Genomic DNA, 18,195 nt, shown 5'->3' with positions numbered 1-18,195 from the left:
GTCACGAGCCCAGGTTAGTGCAGTGGTGATGCGGTGATTAATGCACTGGCGATGATTAGGGTTCTAATCTAGATTCGTATTCGTCATGCAGTGAGTAGTCGAATTGAGAGGCGCTGCCGTGTCCCGTTCGTTCCACCGCCGCACCTTCCTGACCGCGACGGCCGCCGCGGCCGTCGCCGTGGCCGCGCCGAGCGCGACGGCCGCCGCCGGGCCCCGCATCTCCACCGCGTTCACGCTCCCCGACGACCGGGCCTATCCCGAGGGCATCGCGCTCGACCCGCGCACCGGCGACGCGTACGTCGGCTCGTTCACGACCGGCGCCGTCTACCGGGCCACGGCCGGCAGCCGCGCCGCCAAGGTCTTCCTGCCGGCCGGCACGGACGGCCGTACGACGGCCAACGGCCTGAAGGTCGACCGCGCGGGCCGCCTGTGGGTCATCGACCACACCACGGGCATCGACGTCTACGACCTGCGCACCCGCTCCCTGCTGACCCGCTTCGAGGTACCGGCGGGCGTGGCGCGCTTCCTGAACGACCTCGTGATCACCCCGGACGGCACGGTCTACGCCACCGACAGCGTGCGGCCCGTGATCTACCGGATCACCCCCGCGGAAGTGGTGCGGGGCGCCCGCGCACCGCTGACCCCGCGCTACGACCTGAGCGCCGAGGTCCCCCCGCACGCGCCGGACACCTACACCCTGAACGGCATCGCCGCCGACCCCACCGGACGGCTGCTGTTCGCGGTCGACATGACCGGCGGCGGCCTGTACCGGGTCGACGTCCGCGACGGCTCGGTACGTCACGTGGCCCTCCACGGAGGCGACTTGACCCACGGTGACGGCCTGCTCCTCTCCCACCACACCCTGTGGGCCGCCCACAACGCGTCCAACACCCTCACCCGCTGGCACCTGTCACCGGACGGCACCGAGGCCCGCCTGACCCGCACCCTGACCGACCCGGCCCTCCAGATCCCCACCACCGTGGCCCGTACCCCCGGCGCCCTCCTGGTCGTCCGCTCCCAGTTCGACAAGGGCGGCCCGATGGGGGCGGGGGTGCCGACCCCGCCGTTCACGGTGGCGCGGGTGACGGGGATGTGATCTCGTGGCGGGGCATCAGTGCCAGGAGACGGCAAGGATGAACTCTTTGCCATGGGTACCGCTTTCGCCGCTCGCACAGGAAGCAGCGAGGGGTCGACTCCCGTAGGAATAGACCCCTCGCAACCTGCGAACTCGACGAAACCCTCAGCGCGTGACGGTGGGCCGCTCACACATTGAAGCGGAACTCCACCACATCCCCGTCCTGCATCACATAGTCCTTGCCCTCCATCCGCGCCTTGCCCTTGGCGCGGGCCTCGGGGACCGAGCCCGTGGCGAGCAGGTCGGCGAAGGAGATGACCTCGGCCTTGATGAAGCCCTTCTGGAAGTCGGTGTGGATCACGCCGGCCGCCTCGGGGGCCGTGGCGCCCTTCTTGATCGTCCAGGCGCGGGACTCCTTGGGGCCGGCCGTCAGGTAGGTCTGGAGGCCGAGGGTGTCGAAGCCGACGCGGGCGAGGGTGGCGAGGCCGGGCTCGTCCTGGCCGACCGACTGGAGGAGTTCGAGGGCCTCGTCCTCGTCCAGCTCGGCGAGGTCCGCCTCCAGCTTGGCGTTGAGGAAGATCGCCTCGGCGGGCGCGACCAGGGCGCGCTGCTCGTCCTTGAAGGCGTCGTCCGTCAGCTCGTCCTCGTCCACGTTGAAGACGTAGAGGAACGGCTTGGTCGTGAGGAGGTGCAGGTCGTGGAGGAGCTCCGCGCGCTCGGTGCCCTGGAGGATGCCCTGGGAGAAGAGGGTGTCGCCCTTCTCCAGGATCTCCTTGGCCTCCTCGACCGCCTTGACCTTGGGGGCCACGTCCTTCTTGATCCGCGACTCCTTCTGGAGACGCGGGAGGACCTTCTCGATCGTCTGGAGGTCGGCGAGGATCAGCTCGGTGTTGATCGTCTCGATGTCGTCCTTCGGCGAGACCTTGCCGTCGACGTGGACGACGTTCTCGTCCTTGAAGGCGCGGATGACCTGGCAGATCGCGTCGGACTCACGGATGTTCGCGAGGAACTTGTTGCCGAGGCCCTCGCCCTCGGAGGCGCCGCGCACGATGCCGGCGATGTCGACGAAGTCGACCGTGGCCGGGAGGATGCGCTCCGAGCCGAAGATCGAGGCCAGCTGGGCCAGGCGGCCGTCGGGGACGCCGACCACGCCGACGTTCGGCTCGATCGTGGCGAACGGGTAGTTGGCCGCCAGCACGTCGTTCTTGGTCAGGGCGTTGAACAGGGTCGACTTGCCGACATTGGGCAGGCCGACGATTCCGATCGTGAGCGACACGTTGCGACTTCCCGTGGATGAGTGGGCGATGAGTGGGCGCGATCCACCAGTTTACGGCGTCCCCGTCGGCCGGCTCGCGGGAGCGTCGAACGTCCGGCCAAGCTCTGCTCACCGGCGTGTCTGATGGCCGATTCGGCACATAAACAGACCTAAGTTGGTCCAGTGGAGCCACACAGCAAGCGACCCCCGAACGACGGACCGCGACGCGGCACACCGCCGCACGCGCAGCTTCCCCCGCAGGCCCGGCGCGGGCCCTGGGCGGGAGCAAGTCAGGCGGGGCGGCAGGCGCGTCTCGCGCGGCCGGCGGCGGGGGCGCGACTGCCGAATCCCCGGCTCACCGGGCTCGGCAGCGGGCTGTTCTGCACCGTCGTGATGTTCCTCCTCGGCTGCGTGGACCAGCTCCTGTTCGGCGCGTCCATGACCGCGTACGGCGTGCTGTTCGTGCCGGTGTGCGTACTGACCGCGCTGTGGGTGCGCGAGGGGGATCTGCTGACCGCTCCTGTCGTCCTGCCGATCGCGTTCACCCTCGGGCTGTTTCCCGTCGCCGACGGGAAGGCCGGGGTGCTCGCCCGGCTGGTGGGGGTGTTCACCGGGCTCGCCACCCAGGCCGGCTGGCTGTACAGCGGGACGCTCGCGGCCTGGGTCATCGTGCTCGTCCGGCGCGTGCAGTGGGTGCGCAGGCGCCGCCGCCGGACCTGAGCGGCCGGGGCCGCGGGACCGGCAGCGCCTACCCGTGCTCGGCAGCTCTCATCGCCGCCCCCACGATCCCCGCGTCGTTCTGGAGCTGCGCGGGGACCATCTCGGCTCTGATGCCCTCGATGAGGTGCAGGAACTTGTCGGCCTTGCGGCTGACCCCGCCGCCGATGATGAAGAGCTCGGGCGAGAAGAGCATCTCCACATGGGCCAGGTACTTCTGGACGCGGCGCGCCCAGTGCTCCCAGGTCATGTCGCCGTCCTCCTTGGCCTTGCTGGAGGCGCGCTTCTCGGCGTCGTGGCCGTTCAGCTCCAGGTGACCCAGCTCCGTGTTCGGCACGAGGACGCCGTCGACGAAGACGGCGCTGCCGATGCCCGTGCCGAACGTGAGCAGGATGACCGTGCCCTTGCGGTCGCGGCCGGCGCCGAAGCGCATCTCGGCGACGCCCGCCGCGTCCGCGTCGTTGACGACGGTGGCCGGGAGTCCGCCCAGCTTGCCGCTGAACAAGGCGCGCGCGTCGGTGTCGATCCAGCTCTCGTCGACGTTCGCCGCCGTACGGACCATGGCGCCGCCCGTGACCACCCCGGGGAAGGTCAGGCCGACCGGGCCCGTCCAGCCGAAGTGGTCCACGACCTGCTTGACCCCGTCGGCCACTCCGTCCGGTGTCGCCGGATGCGGGGTGAGCACCTTGCAGCGCTCCTGGGCCAGCTCGCCCTTGTCCAGGTCCACAGGGGCGCCCTTGATCCCGGATCCGCCGATGTCCACGCCGAAGATCTGCATGGCACCACGTTACGACGGACCACCGACAGTCACGCCGTGCTCACGCTTCGGCCGCGCCGCTCCCGCCGCGCTCGGCGACCAGCTCGGAGGCCTCTTCGCGCAGGTCACGGCGGAGTTCCTTGGGCAGCGAGAAAGTGATGGACTCCTCGGCCGCCCTGACCAGCTCCACGTCGCCGTAGCCGCGCTCGGCGAGCCAGTCCAGCACCTGCTCGACCAGCACCTCGGGCACGGAGGCGCCGGAGGTGACGCCGACGGTGCTCACGCCCTCCAGCCAGGCCTCGTCGATCTCGGCGGCGAAGTCCACCAGGTGGGCGTCGCGGGCGCCGGCCAGCTTGGCGACCTCGACCAGCCGCTTGGAGTTGGAGGAGTTGCGCGAGCCGACCACGATGACCAGCTCGGCCTCGGCGCCCATCTGCTTCACGGCCAGCTGGCGGTTCTGCGTGGCGTAGCAGATGTCGTCGCTGGGCGGGGAGACGAGGCCCGGGAACTTGGTCTTCAGGGCGTCGACGGTCTCCATGGTCTCGTCCACGGAGAGGGTGGTCTGGGAGAGCCATACGACCTTCGAGGGGTCGCGGACCTCGACCTTGGCGACGTCGCCGGGGCCGTCCACGAGCTGGATGTGCTCGGGGGCCTCGCCGGAGGTGCCGATGACCTCCTCGTGGCCCTCGTGGCCGATCAGGAGGATGTCGTAGTCCTCCTTGGCGTACCGGACGGCCTCCTTGTGGACCTTGGTGACCAGGGGGCAGGTGGCGTCGATGGTGGCGAGCCGGCCGCGCGCGGCCTCCTCGTGCACGACCGGGGCGACGCCGTGCGCGGAGAACATCACGATGTTGCCGGGCGGCACCTCCTCGGTCCGCTCGACGAAGATCGCGCCCTTCTTCTCCAGGGTCTGCACGACGTACTTGTTGTGGACGATCTCGTGCCGGACGTAGATCGGCGCCCCGTACTGTTCGAGGGCCTTCTCGACGGCGATCACGGCGCGGTCCACACCCGCGCAGTAACCACGGGGTGCGGCGAGCAGGACACGGCGGCCAGTCGAAGAGGTCATGCGTCCCATCGTAAAGCCCGCGCCGGCCCGCCTTGGGCGGCCCTGGGGCCGCGTTCGGGCGCGCAGCTATCGCGTGCGCGTGACCGCGCGGGGAAGACTGGTGGGCATGTCCGACACCGGTACGACGGCTCCCGCGGCCGACGAGCGGCACCGGCTGCGGCGCAGCCTCGGGTTCCGGGACCTGGTGGTCTACGGGCTGCTGTTCATCGCCCCCATGGCGCCGGTGGGCGTGTTCGGCACGCTGGACGCCCGGTCGCACGGGGCGGTCGCGCTGGTGTACGTGGTGGCGACGGTCGCGATGGGGTTCACCGCGTTCAGTTACGCGCAGATGGTGCGGGTCGTACCGCAGGCGGGCTCGGTGTTCGCCTACGCGCGCGTGGGGCTCGGCCGGGAGGCCGGGTTCGTCGCGGGGTGGATGGCGCTGCTGGACTACGTCCTCATCCCGGCGGTGGCCTATCTCTTCTCGGGCATCGCGATGAACGCGCTGGTTCCCCAGGTGTCCCGCTGGGTGTGGACGGTGCTCGCGGTGGTCGTCACGACGCTGCTGAACCTGTGGGGCGTGCGCGCCGCCGCGCGCGTGGGCTTCCTCGTGCTGGCGATGGAGATCGTCGTCCTGGTGGTGTTCACGGTGGCGGCGGTCGTCGTCCTCGCGCGGGACGGGGCGACGCGCGGCTGGCTGTCCCCGCTGTCGGACGACGGCTCCCAGGGCGCGTTCGCGCTGTCGGCGGTGATCGGCGCGGTGTCGGTGGCGGTGCTGTCGTACCTGGGCTTCGACGCGATCGCGACGTTCGCCGAGGAGGTCACCGGGGGCTCGGCGAAGGTCGCGCGGGCGCTGCTGTTCTGCCTGGCGCTGGCCGGTGCGCTGTTCGTGGCGCAGACGTACCTGGCGGCCCTGCTGGAGCCGACGACGTCCGCGCGGCTGGCCGCCGATCCGGCCCGGCAGGGCTCCGCCTTCTACGACGCCGTGGACGCCTCCGTCGGGCGCTGGCTGCACGACCTGGTGGCCGCGAGCAAGGCGATCGGGGCGGCGTTCGCGGCGCTGGCCGGGCAGGCGGCGGCCGGGCGCCTGCTGTTCGCGATGGGCAGGGACCGCCGCCTGCCCCGTGCCCTGTCCCGGACGGACGGCGGGGTGCCGCGGGTCGCCCTGCTGTGCTCGGCGGTGATCACCCTGCTCGCGGCGGGCTGGGCGGCCCGGCGCGGCGACGGCCTGGACAGGCTGGTCTCGGTGGTCGACATCGGTGCGCTGACCGCCTTCACGCTGCTGCACGCGAGCGTGGTGGGCTATTTCGCCGTGCGGCGCCGGGGACCGGAGCCGGTCGGCTGGTGGCGGCATGTGCTGGTACCGGTGACCGGGGCGGTGATCACGGTCGCGGTCATCGCGGAGGCGAGCGGGCCGGCCCAGGTGGTGGGCGCGGTGTGGCTGGTGATCGGTCTGCTGGTGCTGGTGGGACAGCGGATGCGGACCGGGGCTCCCGGGTAGCGGGGCTGTGGCCGGACGGGGAGGGGGCCGGGCGGGGAGGGGCGCGCTCCGTGGCCGGGGCCGGCTGGGGCCGGGGCGGTGCTACGGCCGAGACCGGGGCTGGACCGGGGCCGGGTGGTGTGGGGGTGTTGTCGGTGTGCGCCGATAGTCTCGGTCGCATGGCTGCCAACACCTCCCCCGAAGCCCCCCTCCCGGTCGGTGAGGTCTCCCGGCTCATCGGGGGGTGGATCGACCGGCTCGGCTCGGTGTGGGTCGAGGGGCAGATCACGCAGTTGTCGCGGCGGCCCGGCGCGGGGGTCGTGTTCCTGACGCTGCGGGATCCGTCGTACGACATCTCCGTCGGCGTGACCTGTTACCGGCAGGTGTTCGACGCCGTCGCCGATGCGGTCCGCGAGGGCGCCCGCGTCGTCGTGCTGGCCAAGCCGGAGTGGTACGCCCCGCGTGGTCAGCTGTCCCTGCGCGCCGCCGAGATCAGACCCGTCGGCGTCGGTGAACTGCTGGCCCGGCTGGAGCAGTTGAAGAAGGCACTGGCCGCCGAGGGGCTGTTCGCGGCGGAGCGGAAGAAGCCGCTGCCGTTCCTGCCGCAGCTGATCGGGCTGGTCTGCGGCCGCGCCTCCGCCGCGGAGCGGGACGTGCTGGAGAACGCCCGGCACCGCTGGCCCGCCGTCCGCTTCGAGGTGCGCAACGTCCCGGTGCAGGGTGTGCACGCCGTGCCGCAGGTCGTGCAGGCGGTGAAGGAGCTGGACGCGCTGGAGGACGTGGACGTCATCGTCGTCGCGCGCGGCGGCGGCAGCGTGGAGGATCTGCTGCCCTTCTCCGACGAGCAGCTCGTGCGCGCCGTGGCGGAGTGCCGTACGCCCGTCGTCTCCGCCATCGGGCACGAGCCGGACACCCCGCTGCTGGACTATGTCGCGGACCTGCGCGCGTCCACCCCGACCGACGCCGCCAAGAAGATCGTGCCGGACGTGGGCGAGGAGCTGGAGCGGGTGCGGATGCTGCGCGGCCGGGCCCGGCGGTGCGTGGAGGCGTTCGTGGAGCGCGAGGCGCGGGGGCTGGCCCATGCCCTGGCCCGCCCCTCGATAGAGGATCCGCACCGGATGATCGACGAGCGGTCGGACCATGTCGCCTCGCTGGTCGAGCGTTCCCGGCGCACGCTCGGTCATCTCCTGGACCGCGCGGACTCGGAGCTGTCGCACACGCACGCGCGCGTGGTGGCCCTCTCCCCCGCGGCGACGCTCCGGCGCGGCTACGCGGTGCTCCAGAAGGCCGACGGGCACGTGGTGCGGGATCCGGCCGAGGTGACGGACGGCGAGACGCTGCGCGCCCGCGTGGCCGAGGGTGAATTCACAGTGAAGGCAGGCGAATGACGGACAAGGTCGAAGAGGCGCTCTCCTACGAGCAGGCCCGGGACGAGCTGATCGAGGTCGTACGGCGCCTGGAGGCGGGCGGTACGTCGCTGGAGGAGTCCCTGGGGCTGTGGGAGCGCGGCGAGGAGCTGGCCAAGGTGTGCCGGCGGTGGTTGGAGGGCGCCAGGGCCCGGCTGGACGCGGCGCTCGCCGAGGAGGCCGAGGAGGAGGAGGCCGAGTAGGCGCCGCCCGGCGGCTGTGAAGCGGGTCACCGCACCCCCATCTTTGTTGAAGGTTGAACTTCACTGTCGTAGGGTCGTCCTGTCAGCCGATCCGGACCGCGGTCCGGTACGTCGGAACAGGCGCCATCCAGAAAGTTCACTCATGTCTCTCGTTCTTGACCCCGCCGCCCAGGACCTGCTGTTCCGCGAGGCCCGCACCGCGAACACCTTCACCGACGAGCCCGTGACCGACGAGCAGGTCCAGGCGATCTACGACCTGGTCAAGTACGGCCCGACCGCCTTCAACCAGTCGCCGCTGCGCATCACCCTGGTCCGCTCCGCCGAGGCCCGCGAGCGCCTGGTGAAGCACATGGCCGAGGGCAACCAGCCCAAGACGGCCACCGCCCCGCTGGTCGCGATCCTCTCCGCGGACAACGAGTTCCACGAGGAGCTGCCGACCCTCTTCCCGCACTTCCCGCAGGCCAAGGACGTCTTCTTCGCCGAGCGCCCGGCCCGCGAGGGTGCCGCCGCCCTGAACGCCGCCCTCCAGGCCGCGTACTTCATCATCGGCGTCCGGGCCGCCGGCCTCGCCGCCGGTCCGATGACGGGTCTCGACTTCGCGGGCGTCCAGAAGGAGTTCCTGGACGACGACCACACCCCGCTGATGGTCGTCAACATCGGCAAGCCGGGCGAGGACGCCTGGTTCCCGCGCTCCCCGCGCCTGGCCTACGAGGACGTCATCACGACCGTCTGAGCCGGCCGGCGCGACCGGACGCACGACATGACAGAGGCCCCCAGCGCCGCCGGGGGCCTTCGTCGTGCGCCGGATGCGGGCAGGTCACCCGGTCTTCAGTGCCGCCGCCAGCTTCGCCATCTCGTCGAAGGACGCGGTGCCCGCCACGACCGTGGTGGAGCCGTGCGTGCCGTCCAGCACGAGGGCGTCGTAGCGGCCGCCGGTGTAGTGGGTCCAGGTGCGGCCGCCGATCGCCTGGGTCCGCTTCGTCGCCGAGGCGCCCTGGCTGGCGTCGTCGATGAAGTCGGCCGGCCGCTGCGTGGACTGTTCGAGCTGCACGTACTGGCCGTCCGGGGTCTGGTAGCCCAGGTGCCAGCGCTGGTTCTCGGCGTCGTACCGCACGGAGGTCGCCTTCCAGCTGTCCGGCAGGCCCGCGGGAGCCGCGACCGGGTAGCTCGCCGCCCGACGGGCCCCGATGAGCTCGACCTGGTAGTCGACCCGCTTGAGGTCGGGGGCGTGGTCGTCGTGCGGGATGGCGACGAAGTAGACGGCCAGCGCCGCGATGCCGATCAGGGCCAGGGAGAGGACCATGTCCCGGGCCGTCTTCTGCTTGCCTTTGGAACCTGCCACGCCCCCTATCGTCGCAGGTGCCCCAAGCGCTCATCCGTGGGGTCCCCTGCTCATTTTGTCTGCCTAACGATAGAGTCAGGGCCAAACCCTCATCCGGCCGTCGCCGTATCAGAAAGGTGCGCTCCGATGACCGAAAATCATCACCTGCCGTCCGAGCTCGATGTTCCCTCCGAGGCTCCCGACCGCAACCTCGCCCTGGAACTCGTCCGGGTGACCGAGGCCGCCGCCATGGCGGCCGGCCGCTGGGTGGGGCGTGGCGACAAGAACGGCGCCGACGGCGCCGCGGTGCGCGCCATGCGGACCCTCGTCTCGACCGTGTCCATGAACGGCGTCGTCGTCATCGGCGAGGGCGAGAAGGACGAAGCCCCGATGCTCTTCAACGGAGAGCGCGTGGGCGACGGCACCGGCCCGGAGGTCGACATCGCCGTCGACCCGATCGACGGCACCACGCTGACGGCCAAGGGCATGCCGAACGCGATCGCCGTCCTGGCCGCCGCCGAGCGCGGCGCCATGTTCGACCCGTCCGCCGTGTTCTACATGGACAAGCTGGTCACCGGCCCCGAGGCCGCGGACTTCGTCGACATCAACGCCCCCGTCGCCGTGAACATCCGGCGCATCGCCAAGGCCAAGCGGTCCGCGCCGGAGGACGTCACCGTCGTCATCCTCGACCGGCCGCGGCACGAGGGCCTGATCAAGGAGGTCCGCGAGGCCGGCGCGCGCATCAAGCTGATCTCCGACGGCGACGTCGCCGGCTCGGTGTACGCGCTGCGCGAGGGCACCGGCGTCGACCTGCTGCTCGGCATCGGCGGCACGCCCGAGGGCATCATCTCGGCCTGCGCCGTGAAGTGCCTGGGCGGCACGATCCAGGGCAAGCTGTGGCCGAAGGACGACGTGGAGCGGCAGCGGGCGATCGACGCCGGGCACGATCTGGACCGGGTGCTCACCACGGACGACCTGGTCTCGGGTGAGAACGTGTTCTTCGTCGCCACCGGTATCACCGACGGCGAGCTGCTGCGCGGTGTGCGGTACCGCTCGGAGACCGCGCTGACCGAGTCGATCGTGATGCGGTCCAAGTCGGGGACGGTACGGCGGATCGACTCCGAGCACCGGCTGCGCAAGCTGCGGGCCTACAGCGCGATCGACTTCGACAAGGCCAAGTAGGTCCGGGGGCGCCCCTTCAGAGGGGGCGCGTGGAACGTCGGCGACCGCGGGTCGTTCGTGGTCGCTCGCGCAGTTCCCCGCGCCCCTTCGGGACGCTCAGCCCGCCATCCTGTTCGCCGCCGTCGCCCGCGCCGCCTTCTTCAGTTCCATCTCCCTGCGGCGGCGCCTCGCCAGGACCACGCGGCGTTCCGCCGCCGTCAGGCCGCCCCAGACGCCGTAGGGCTCGGGCTGGAGAAGGGCGTGCTCGCGGCACTCGACCATCACGGGGCAGCGGGCACAGACACGCTTGGCCGCCTCCTCGCGGGACAGCCGTGCCGCGGTCGGCTCTTTCGACGGAGCGAAGAACAGGCCGGCCTCGTCGCGCCGGCACACCGCCTCGGTGTGCCAGGGGGCGTCTTGGTCCCTGTCCCGCGTCGGCACCCGCTGGGCCGGAACGGCAGCTACCTGCAGGGACGAATGCGGCGGTTGCAGCACGGGTCTACTCCTGACGACGGCTTCGCGAGCGAGAGACGATGCAGCAAGGCCTACCCGCTGTGCGTGCGCCTATGCACTGCGTTTCCAACCGCGGGCGTGCGACGGCTCGTTCACGCCCCCAGGGTTCGCCGCGCGGGGGAACCGGCCCTTCCCGTCACCGGCGGATTCGCGACTGTCAACGGTCCAGGTGTTTGCGCAACTTCCCGTCGACCTTGTCCTGGACCCGCTCCAGCTTGCGGTCGACCTTGCTCTGGACCCGCTCCAGGATGTCGCCGATGCGCTTGCCGCGCTTGGGCCGCGCCTCCACGTTGCCGAGGACGGCCCAGCCGTCGACGTAGACCACGGGGGCGTCAGTGTCGACCGAATCCAGCGTGTCCACCTCGAAGTTGCCGAGGACGCCGCCGCCGGTGCCGCGCAGCGACACGTTCTCCGGGACACGGATCTGGACGTCGCCGAAGACCGAGACCGCCTTGATCACGACCTGTTGGTACTCGAAGATCGCCTCGCTGAGGTCGATCTCCACGCTGCCGAAGACCGAGTACGCGTGCAGCCGTCGCCCGGCGCGCCAGCGGCCGCGGCGCACGGCGCTGCTGAAGACCGCGACCACGTTGACGTCCGCCTCGTGGGGTATCGCGCCCTCGGCGGGGCGGGGCGGCACGGGCGCGTAGGCGGGGGCGGCCGACTGCTGGTGGGCGGCGGGCAGGTCGCGGATGAAGACGTCCAGCTCGCCCACCGTCTTGGCGTGCAGCACTCCCTCGACGCGCTCCGCGTGCTCGTCGGCGGTCAGCCGGCCCTCGGCGAGGGCCTCGCGCAGGATGTCGGCGACCCGGTCGCGGTCGGCGTCCGAGGCGCGCAGTTCGGCGACGCTCGCCGCGGCGGCGTCGTTGTCATGAGTACGGGCGGGCTTCTGAAGGTCCACGACAGCAGGGTACCGAAACGCGATAGATCGCGACTAGGGGTGTGGACAACCCCGGGCGTGTCGAACTGAGCCTTACCTCACAGGTTCCGTGTCGGCGGCAGGTTCTACGCTGGTGAGGCCCGCCAGCGTCGGCGGGCGGCCGTCCGTCACAGTGAGGAATGGGCTGAGATGCCTGAGTTCGCGTACACCGATCTGCTCCCCCAGGGAGAGGACACCACCCCGTACCGGCTGGTGACCTCCGAGGGCGTGTCCACCGTCGAGGGACCGGACGGGCGGACGTTCCTCAAGGTGGAGCCGGAGGCGCTGCGCGCACTGGCCGAGGAGGCCATCCACGACATCCAGCACTACCTGCGCCCGGCCCACCTCGCCCAGCTGCGCCGCATCATCGACGACCCCGAGGCGTCGAGCAACGACAAGTTCGTCGCGCTGGACCTGCTGAAGAACGCGAACATCGCGGCGGCGGGCGTGCTCCCGATGTGCCAGGACACCGGCACGGCGATCGTCATGGGCAAGCGCGGGCAGAACGTCCTCACCGAGGGCGGCGACGAGGCGGCCCTGTCGCGCGGCATCTACGACGCCTACACCAAGCTCAACCTGCGCTACTCGCAGATGGCCCCGCTCACCATGTGGGACGAGAGGAACACCGGCTCCAACCTCCCCGCGCAGATCGAGCTGTACGCGACCGACGGCGGCGCCTACAAGTTCCTGATCATGGCGAAGGGCGGCGGCTCCGCGAACAAGTCGTTCCTGTACCAGGAGACGAAGGCCGTCCTGAACGAGGCCTCCATGATGAAGTTCCTGGAGGAGAAGATCCGTTCGCTGGGCACGGCCGCCTGCCCGCCGTACCACCTGGCGATCGTCGTCGGCGGCACCAGCGCCGAGTACGCGCTGAAGACCGCGAAGTACGCCTCCGCGCACTACCTGGACGAGATCCCGGCGGAGGGCTCGGAGCTGGGCCACGGCTTCCGGGACAAGGAGCTGGAGCAGAAGGTCTTCGAGCTGACGCAGAAGATCGGCATCGGCGCGCAGTTCGGCGGCAAGTACTTCTGCCACGACGTCCGCGTCGTCCGCCTCCCGCGCCACGGCGCGTCCTGCCCGGTCGCGATCGCCGTCTCCTGCTCGGCCGACCGCCAGGCCGTCGCGAAGATCACCGCCGAGGGCGTCTTCCTGGAGCAGCTGGAGACCGACCCGGCGCGCTTCCTGCCGGAGACGACCGACGAGCACCTCGACGAGTCCTCCGACGTCGTCAAGATCGACCTCAACCAGCCGATGGACACGATCCTCGCCGAGCTGACCAAGTACCCGGTCAAGACCCGGCTCTCGCTGACCGGCCCGCTGGTCGTGGCCCGCGACATCGCGCACGCCAAGATCAAGGAGCGGCTGGACGCGGGCGAGGAGATGCCGCAGTACCTGAAGGACCACCCGGTGTACTACGCGGGCCCGGCCAAGACCCCCGAGGGCTACGCCTCCGGCTCCTTCGGTCCGACGACGGCCGGCCGGATGGACTCCTACGTGGAGCAGTTCCAGGCCGCCGGCGGCTCCAAGGTGATGCTCGCGAAGGGCAACCGCAGCAAGCAGGTCACCGACGCGTGCGACGCGCACGGCGGCTTCTACCTCGGCTCCATCGGCGGCCCCGCCGCCCGCCTCGCCCAGGACTGCATCAAGAAGGTCGAGGTCCTGGAGTACGAGGAGCTGGGCATGGAGGCCGTCTGGAAGATCGAGGTCGAGGACTTCCCGGCGTTCATCGTGGTGGACGACAAGGGCAACGACTTCTTCCAGGACCCGGCCCCGCAGCCGACGTTCACGTCGATCCCGGTGCGGGGTCCCGGCCTGGCGTGAGCCACCGACAAGAGCCTCACAGACCCCTCGGCGTCGCCGGGGGGTCTGCTGCTGTCGCGTGGGTGGCGCTATGAGCCCCCCCGCTTCCGTGGCTTGAAGCGCACCCCTGTCGCCGGCACGGCAGCATCGGGAGGGTCCCTGTGTGTGGAAGTCCGTCCAATCCGCGTAGCCCGGGAGGCTGCTGTGTCGCTACGGTTCACGCCAAGGACCCGAACACGGACGGGGCGAACTGCCCCACGGTCCGGGTCGACGAGGAGAAGCAAGAGATCGCGTTGCAGGGTTGGACAGTGGACGAGGCGACGCGCGCCGAGTGCCTGAAGACCGGCCCCATCCCCGACGGTGAGACCGTCGTCCGGCTGCCTATGCGTACGGTCGCCGCCATCAGGGAGGCTTGTGAGGCCGCAGACGGCCCCACCGTTCAGTGAGCTGCTGACGAACTGCCAGCGGTCCGCCGTGGATCTGGAGATGCGCGACTTCCACGACGACCCGGACGAGGCTCCGCGCGTGGCCGCGTGGAAGGCCGGGCATCGGCCGGACCCGAACGACCGGGCGTCCTGGTGGCGCCCCTGGCTCAACATGGTGTCCGAGGCGGTTTCCCGTGGTGTCGTGATCCGCCGCGCCCGGATCGTCTCCGAGCCGGTGAGCGAGTACACCCGGTAGTTCTACGACGGCACGTTCACCAACATCACCGCTGGTGAGCAGATCCGTTGGCTTCCCCGGCGGAACGCGTCGGATCTGGCACTCCCCGGCAATGGCTTCTGGTGCTTCGATGACCGGCTGGTGAGGTTCGGCCACTTCTCCGGTGAGGGCGTGTACCTCGACGACGAGGTGGACGACCGCGCCGAGGTGGTCAAGCTGTGCGCCTCGGCGTTCGAAGCCGTCTGGGACCGGGCCGTTCCGCACGACCGATACAGGATCTGAGAACGCACAGCGCCAATGGCCCGTTCACTTCGTCCAGCGTCCAGGCGGCCCGTGAGGCGCTTGCGGCACGTCTTCGGGTCGGCTACGCCGTAACACCCCCCTCGGACGCCGACATTCGCGATTGGTGCCGCATCTGTGGAGCCGACGATCAAGCTGTCGACCTGATCGCCGCCTCTCGCTCGACGGAGTCGATGTACGTCGAGTGGCGACGACTCCGGCGCACCGGGCTACGCCGACTCCAGGAGTCGTACGTGCCTCTCTTCGAGCGCACCCGAACCTTCCGGATCTACTGCTCCAATGTGGTGCCCGGCCTGCTCCAGACCCCCGCGTACGCAACCGCGCGGCTGACTGAGATCACCGACTTCCGGCAGACGCCCGATGACGTCACGGAGGCTGTGACCGCCCGCATGGATCGCGCGCGGGTTCTCCGCGAAGGAGATCACCGTGCGTCCGGGCCCCGGGCCCCGGATCGGAAGCGCTTCGGAAGCGCTGAAACCGGCCGAAGTCCAGCAGGGGTCGGGCAAGGTAGCTCCGTTCGTACCGCACGAGACGAGCGAGACCCGGCCGGTCTGCCGGGAGCTGCGAGGACCCATGAACCACACCTACAAGCCGCTGGGCTTGTTACCCGCCGCCGGGCAGGAACGGACGTACGCGCTGATCATCGCCGGCGTCCCGCTGCTGCTGATACTCCTGACCGCCGTCCTGCCCCATCTGGCCTCGGACGGCGGCGGATCCCCGTCCGGCGCCGTGTCCGGCTACGGCGGCTACTCCTACCAGCCCACCGTCCCGGATCCGGCGACGCCGGACACCTCCACGACCTCCCCCACCTCCACCACCTACGGCGCGGAGAGCACGGCCGGCACGGACGCCACGGCCCTCTCCCCGAGCCCGGCCGACACGCAGAGCCCGACCGGCACGGACAGCACCACCCCCGGTACCGACGGCGCGGCCGATCCCGGCGCGACGGTGCAGCGGTACTTCGGCGCCATCAACAGCCATGACTTCAAGACCGCCTGGGACCTCGGCGGCAAGAACCTCGGCTCGTCCTACTCCTCCTTCGCGGCGGGTTTCGCCGACACCGAACAGGACACGGTCAGCGTCGTGTCCGTCCAGGGCACGACCGTCTCCGTGAGCCTGCTCGCGCAGCAGACCGACGGCACGCAGAAGTCGTACAGCGGTCAGTACACGGTGGTGGACGGGGTCATCACCCACGCCTCGATCACCCCGGCCGACTGAGCAGAGCGGAGCTGTGAAGACATGGCCAGTGACATCCTTTCCGTCCCCGCTCCGCCGCCGGAACCGGTGGACCCGGTCCCGGGCCGGACGTCCCCGGACGCCACGAGCGACGCCACCCGGCTGCTGTGCGCCGGCACCTATCTCGACCCCGGGTACCGGTCCGAGGTCATCCGTGTCCTGACCCACCCGTCCCGGGTCGTGGCTCCGTCGTACGGGTACGACGCGGTCCCCGTCCTCGCCCACGCGCTGGCGGCACGCCGGCTGCACCGTCTGCGGCTCACCGTCCTCGGCGCGGGCCTCGCCGTCACGCTCATCCTCATGACCGCCGGCGTCCTGTCCGGGTTCGTCGCGCTGCTGACGATGCTGTGGCTGGTGTGGGTCACCGCGTATCTGCGGCGGGTCGTCACGCTGCAGACGCTCACGAACCGGCTGCGCGCCGGCACCGGTCCGGCGTGGGCGAAGGGCGGGTTCGACGGCTCCTACCCCGATCACCCCCTGCTCACGGCCCGGACGGTGGAGAAGATCAACCGGGAGCAGACGGCGGACGGCAGTCTGATCCGCTACGGCGGCTACAAGCCGTTCGTCGGCGCCGGTGGCCAGATGCGCCGGTGGTCCACGGCCGAGCTGCTGATCGGCGCGCCGGTCGGCGTGCTCGACCAGCACCGCGGCGGCGCGGGCGCGCCCACGGCCGGGGGCGCCCAGGAACCCCGGCGCAAGGAGGTCGTCCCCTTCACCGCCAAGAAGATCACCGAGTACGTCGCCGAGCGCATGAACGCGGAACTGCGCGACCGGGCACGCCGGTCGGAGCGGATCGACGGGCTCGCCGTCGAGCAGTCCGCCTTCACCCGGGCCGTCACGACGGTCCGTCCCGGCGGGCGCGAGCCGGACCGGGAGCACCGTGGCGCCGGCTGGGCGGAGGGCTACGACGCGCAGCGCGTGTACCTGTGCGTCCGGGTCGGCTCGTGGAACCAGGAACTGGTCACCACGGCGTTCGTGGGCTTCGACCTCAAGGGCAACACCCTGCACACCGAGTTCTACTCGTACGTGCTGGCGCCGATCCAGAAGAGCTTTCACCTGGTCGACCGGCTCCCGGCCGGCCTGAACGGCCGACTGCTGCTCAGGGTCGCGGGGGACACCCTGCTGGCCACGCCCGGGGCGGTCGTACGGGCCTTGTTCTCCTGGATACCGGCCCTGCCCGGGCGGGGGAACGACATCCGGGTGCAGACGCACGACCCCAGTGAGTTCCGTCTCGGCCGCTACGCCGTCCCCGCACGGAACACCGGCGCGCTCACCAGCGTCCGCGAGCTGGCGACCAGCGCCGACTTCCACGTCTTCTTCCAGGAGACGGACACGATCAAGTACACGCAGATCGTGGAGCGCCAACTGCTCCAGTTCGTCCGTGACTTCCTGCAGGCGCACAACGTCGACCTGGCGGAGCACGAGGCCCGCCAGACGAACATCCTCAACGACTACCGGCACCACAACAACCACGTCGAGAACAACCACGGCAACGTCAACTCGGGGACGCAGAACGTGCATCACGGCTCCGGCGGCGGCCAGGGGGCGGGAACCTCATGACCGGCAACGACTTCGGCCACAACAGCAACTTCGTGAACGACAACAGCGGCACCGTCAACTCGGGGACACAGAACTTCTACGACGGCGGCGCCCCGGCAGCCCCCCGCCCGTCGGTCCCCCGCCCGTCGGCCCCCCGGTCGGCGGATGCCGGCCAGGGCGGTTCCGGATCCGCCCCGGACCGCGGCCGCAGCGTCTTCGTCGTCCACGGGCGGGACGAGGAGGCGCGGTTGAAGATCTTCGACCTGCTGCGCCTGCTCGATCTGCGCCCGCTGGAGTGGGAGGACCTGGTCAGAGCCACGGGCAGGACGACGCCGTTCTTGGGCGAGGTCATCGCGCAGGCCCCCGCGCAGGCCCAGGCGGCACTGGTGCTGCTCACCCCGGACGACATCGTCCGGCTGCACCCGGACCTCAGGGGCCCGAACGAGCCGCCGTACGAGAGCGAGCCGACCGGTCAGCCCCGGCCGAACGTGCTGATCGAGCTGGGCATGGTGCTGATGGCCTACCCGGAGCGCACTCTGATGGTGGAGATCGGCGCGCTGCGCGCGATCTCCGACATCGGGGGGATGAACGTCATCCGGTTCGACGGCTCGGCGACCGCGCTGGGCAAGATCGTCGAACGGCTGAAGCTGGCGGGCTGCAAGGTCAACGACACCGGCTCGGACTGGCGCCAGACCTGGCCGTACCGCCATCTGTCGGCGTACCACCGCACCGGGCGGGAGGTGCCGCCGGCCCGTTGAGCCGCGGTACGGGCCCGTATCCGGGGGAGGGGCCCGTACCGCACCAG

At 70.7% G+C, this 18,195-nt stretch carries 17 protein-coding genes and 2 pseudogenes; 13 read left to right on the top strand and 6 right to left on the bottom strand.

All coding sequences use genetic code 11. From position 1 onward, the window contains the following. Positions 1-118: 118 nt before the first annotated feature. Positions 119-1,096 carry an SMP-30/gluconolactonase/LRE family protein gene (locus AC4OXY_RS30955; RefSeq protein ID WP_491991436.1) on the top strand — a complete coding sequence of 326 codons (978 nt, stop codon included), beginning with the start codon at positions 119-121 and terminating at the stop codon, positions 1,094-1,096. 166 nt (positions 1,097-1,262) lie between these two features. On the opposite strand, the gene ychF is transcribed toward AC4OXY_RS30955, so the two are convergent. Further along, positions 1,263-2,351 (bottom strand): redox-regulated ATPase YchF, encoded by a 1,089-nt coding sequence (gene ychF / locus AC4OXY_RS30950; protein WP_356026478.1) that lies wholly within the window; start codon positions 2,349-2,351, stop codon positions 1,263-1,265. 162 nt (positions 2,352-2,513) lie between these two features. Between ychF and AC4OXY_RS30945 the strand changes: the two genes are divergently transcribed. Then, on the top strand, positions 2,514-3,050 hold the full coding sequence (locus AC4OXY_RS30945; protein ID WP_356026475.1) for a DUF6542 domain-containing protein: 537 nt from the start codon (positions 2,514-2,516) through the stop codon (positions 3,048-3,050). A 28-nt stretch (positions 3,051-3,078) separates the two neighbouring features. Here AC4OXY_RS30945 and ppgK read toward each other — a convergent pair whose 3' ends face one another. Both ppgK and AC4OXY_RS30935 read right to left on the bottom strand, forming a co-directional pair. After that, a complete protein-coding gene (gene ppgK, locus AC4OXY_RS30940; protein ID WP_356026473.1) occupies positions 3,079-3,825 on the bottom strand; it encodes a polyphosphate--glucose phosphotransferase in 747 nt (248 codons plus the stop codon). A 40-nt stretch (positions 3,826-3,865) separates the two neighbouring features. Then, positions 3,866-4,873: a 4-hydroxy-3-methylbut-2-enyl diphosphate reductase gene (locus tag AC4OXY_RS30935; RefSeq protein WP_356026471.1), complete on the bottom strand. Its 1,008-nt coding sequence runs from the start codon at positions 4,871-4,873 to the stop codon at positions 3,866-3,868. A gap of 106 nt (positions 4,874-4,979) precedes the next feature. Here AC4OXY_RS30935 and AC4OXY_RS30930 point away from each other — a divergent pair, with 106 nt between their 5' ends. From AC4OXY_RS30930 to AC4OXY_RS30915, 4 genes are all read left to right on the top strand, one after another. Further along, complete coding sequence (locus tag AC4OXY_RS30930) at positions 4,980-6,353, top strand: APC family permease (protein ID WP_491991435.1); 1,374 nt, start codon at positions 4,980-4,982, stop codon at positions 6,351-6,353. Positions 6,354-6,511: 158 nt separating this feature from the next. Beyond that, positions 6,512-7,720 (top strand): exodeoxyribonuclease VII large subunit, encoded by a 1,209-nt coding sequence (gene xseA / locus AC4OXY_RS30925; protein ID WP_491991434.1) that lies wholly within the window; start codon positions 6,512-6,514, stop codon positions 7,718-7,720. Further along, positions 7,717-7,941, top strand: a complete 225-nt coding sequence (locus AC4OXY_RS30920; RefSeq protein ID WP_376288804.1) for an exodeoxyribonuclease VII small subunit — start codon at positions 7,717-7,719, stop codon at positions 7,939-7,941. The genes xseA and AC4OXY_RS30920 overlap by 4 nt, the downstream gene beginning before the upstream one ends. Before the next feature lie 142 nt (positions 7,942-8,083). Beyond that, positions 8,084-8,674 (top strand): malonic semialdehyde reductase, encoded by a 591-nt coding sequence (locus tag AC4OXY_RS30915; protein WP_067047411.1) that lies wholly within the window; start codon positions 8,084-8,086, stop codon positions 8,672-8,674. Between the two features lie 84 nt (positions 8,675-8,758). On the opposite strand, the gene AC4OXY_RS30910 is transcribed toward AC4OXY_RS30915, so the two are convergent. Further along, the gene (locus tag AC4OXY_RS30910) at positions 8,759-9,283 is read right to left on the bottom strand and encodes a DUF4245 domain-containing protein (protein ID WP_491991433.1); all 525 of its coding nucleotides are present in this window, start codon (positions 9,281-9,283) and stop codon (positions 8,759-8,761) included. A gap of 126 nt (positions 9,284-9,409) precedes the next feature. Between AC4OXY_RS30910 and glpX the strand changes: the two genes are divergently transcribed. Beyond that, positions 9,410-10,444, top strand: coding sequence for a class II fructose-bisphosphatase (glpX, locus tag AC4OXY_RS30905; RefSeq protein WP_356026459.1), 1,035 nt, complete (start codon positions 9,410-9,412; stop codon positions 10,442-10,444). Between the two features lie 96 nt (positions 10,445-10,540). Here glpX and AC4OXY_RS30900 read toward each other — a convergent pair whose 3' ends face one another. Together AC4OXY_RS30900 and AC4OXY_RS30895 are read right to left on the bottom strand one after the other, a co-directional pair. Then, positions 10,541-10,918: a WhiB family transcriptional regulator gene (locus AC4OXY_RS30900; RefSeq protein WP_356026456.1), complete on the bottom strand. Its 378-nt coding sequence runs from the start codon at positions 10,916-10,918 to the stop codon at positions 10,541-10,543. A gap of 175 nt (positions 10,919-11,093) precedes the next feature. Then, positions 11,094-11,837: a DUF1707 SHOCT-like domain-containing protein gene (locus AC4OXY_RS30895; protein WP_376288803.1), complete on the bottom strand. Its 744-nt coding sequence runs from the start codon at positions 11,835-11,837 to the stop codon at positions 11,094-11,096. 168 nt (positions 11,838-12,005) lie between these two features. On the opposite strand from AC4OXY_RS30895, the gene AC4OXY_RS30890 reads away from it, so the two are divergent. From AC4OXY_RS30890 to AC4OXY_RS30865, 6 genes and pseudogenes are all read left to right on the top strand, one after another. Next, positions 12,006-13,676: a fumarate hydratase gene (locus AC4OXY_RS30890; RefSeq protein ID WP_402063873.1), complete on the top strand. Its 1,671-nt coding sequence runs from the start codon at positions 12,006-12,008 to the stop codon at positions 13,674-13,676. 465 nt (positions 13,677-14,141) lie between these two features. Beyond that, positions 14,142-14,597: pseudogene (locus tag AC4OXY_RS30885) on the top strand (DUF6879 family protein). Continuing rightward, positions 14,594-15,043: pseudogene (locus AC4OXY_RS30880) on the top strand (Scr1 family TA system antitoxin-like transcriptional regulator); the annotation flags it as partial. The pseudogenes AC4OXY_RS30885 and AC4OXY_RS30880, both read left to right, overlap by 4 nt. Before the next feature lie 145 nt (positions 15,044-15,188). Continuing rightward, entirely contained in the window at positions 15,189-15,833 is a 645-nt protein-coding gene (locus tag AC4OXY_RS30875; protein ID WP_356026451.1) for a hypothetical protein, read from the top strand. Positions 15,834-15,854: 21 nt separating this feature from the next. After that, complete coding sequence (locus AC4OXY_RS30870) at positions 15,855-17,411, top strand: AbeC-like domain-containing protein (RefSeq protein ID WP_491991432.1); 1,557 nt, start codon at positions 15,855-15,857, stop codon at positions 17,409-17,411. Beyond that, positions 17,408-18,148, top strand: a complete 741-nt coding sequence (locus AC4OXY_RS30865; protein ID WP_491991431.1) for a TIR domain-containing protein — start codon at positions 17,408-17,410, stop codon at positions 18,146-18,148. Before AC4OXY_RS30870 ends, AC4OXY_RS30865 begins: the two co-directional genes overlap by 4 nt. Positions 18,149-18,195: the final 47 nt, after the last annotated feature.

Source organism: Streptomyces sp. HUAS MG56 (assembly GCF_058673395.1).
Note: the sequence above shows the minus strand (reverse complement) of the source record. Positions and strands in the feature narration are given on the sequence as shown.

Coding starts and splice junctions, on each gene's coding strand:
- ppgK (WP_356026473.1), bottom strand. CDS start 3,825: ATGCAGATCTTCGGCGTGGACATCGGCGGATCCGGGATCAAGGGCGCC.
- AC4OXY_RS30935 (WP_356026471.1), bottom strand. CDS start 4,873: ATGACCTCTTCGACTGGCCGCCGTGTCCTGCTCGCCGCACCCCGTGGT.
- AC4OXY_RS30930 (WP_491991435.1), top strand. CDS start 4,980: ATGTCCGACACCGGTACGACGGCTCCCGCGGCCGACGAGCGGCACCGG.
- xseA (WP_491991434.1), top strand. CDS start 6,512: ATGGCTGCCAACACCTCCCCCGAAGCCCCCCTCCCGGTCGGTGAGGTC.
- AC4OXY_RS30920 (WP_376288804.1), top strand. CDS start 7,717: ATGACGGACAAGGTCGAAGAGGCGCTCTCCTACGAGCAGGCCCGGGAC.
- AC4OXY_RS30915 (WP_067047411.1), top strand. CDS start 8,084: ATGTCTCTCGTTCTTGACCCCGCCGCCCAGGACCTGCTGTTCCGCGAG.
- glpX (WP_356026459.1), top strand. CDS start 9,410: ATGACCGAAAATCATCACCTGCCGTCCGAGCTCGATGTTCCCTCCGAG.
- AC4OXY_RS30890 (WP_402063873.1), top strand. CDS start 12,006: ATGCCTGAGTTCGCGTACACCGATCTGCTCCCCCAGGGAGAGGACACC.
- AC4OXY_RS30875 (WP_356026451.1), top strand. CDS start 15,189: ATGAACCACACCTACAAGCCGCTGGGCTTGTTACCCGCCGCCGGGCAG.
- AC4OXY_RS30870 (WP_491991432.1), top strand. CDS start 15,855: ATGGCCAGTGACATCCTTTCCGTCCCCGCTCCGCCGCCGGAACCGGTG.
- AC4OXY_RS30865 (WP_491991431.1), top strand. CDS start 17,408: ATGACCGGCAACGACTTCGGCCACAACAGCAACTTCGTGAACGACAAC.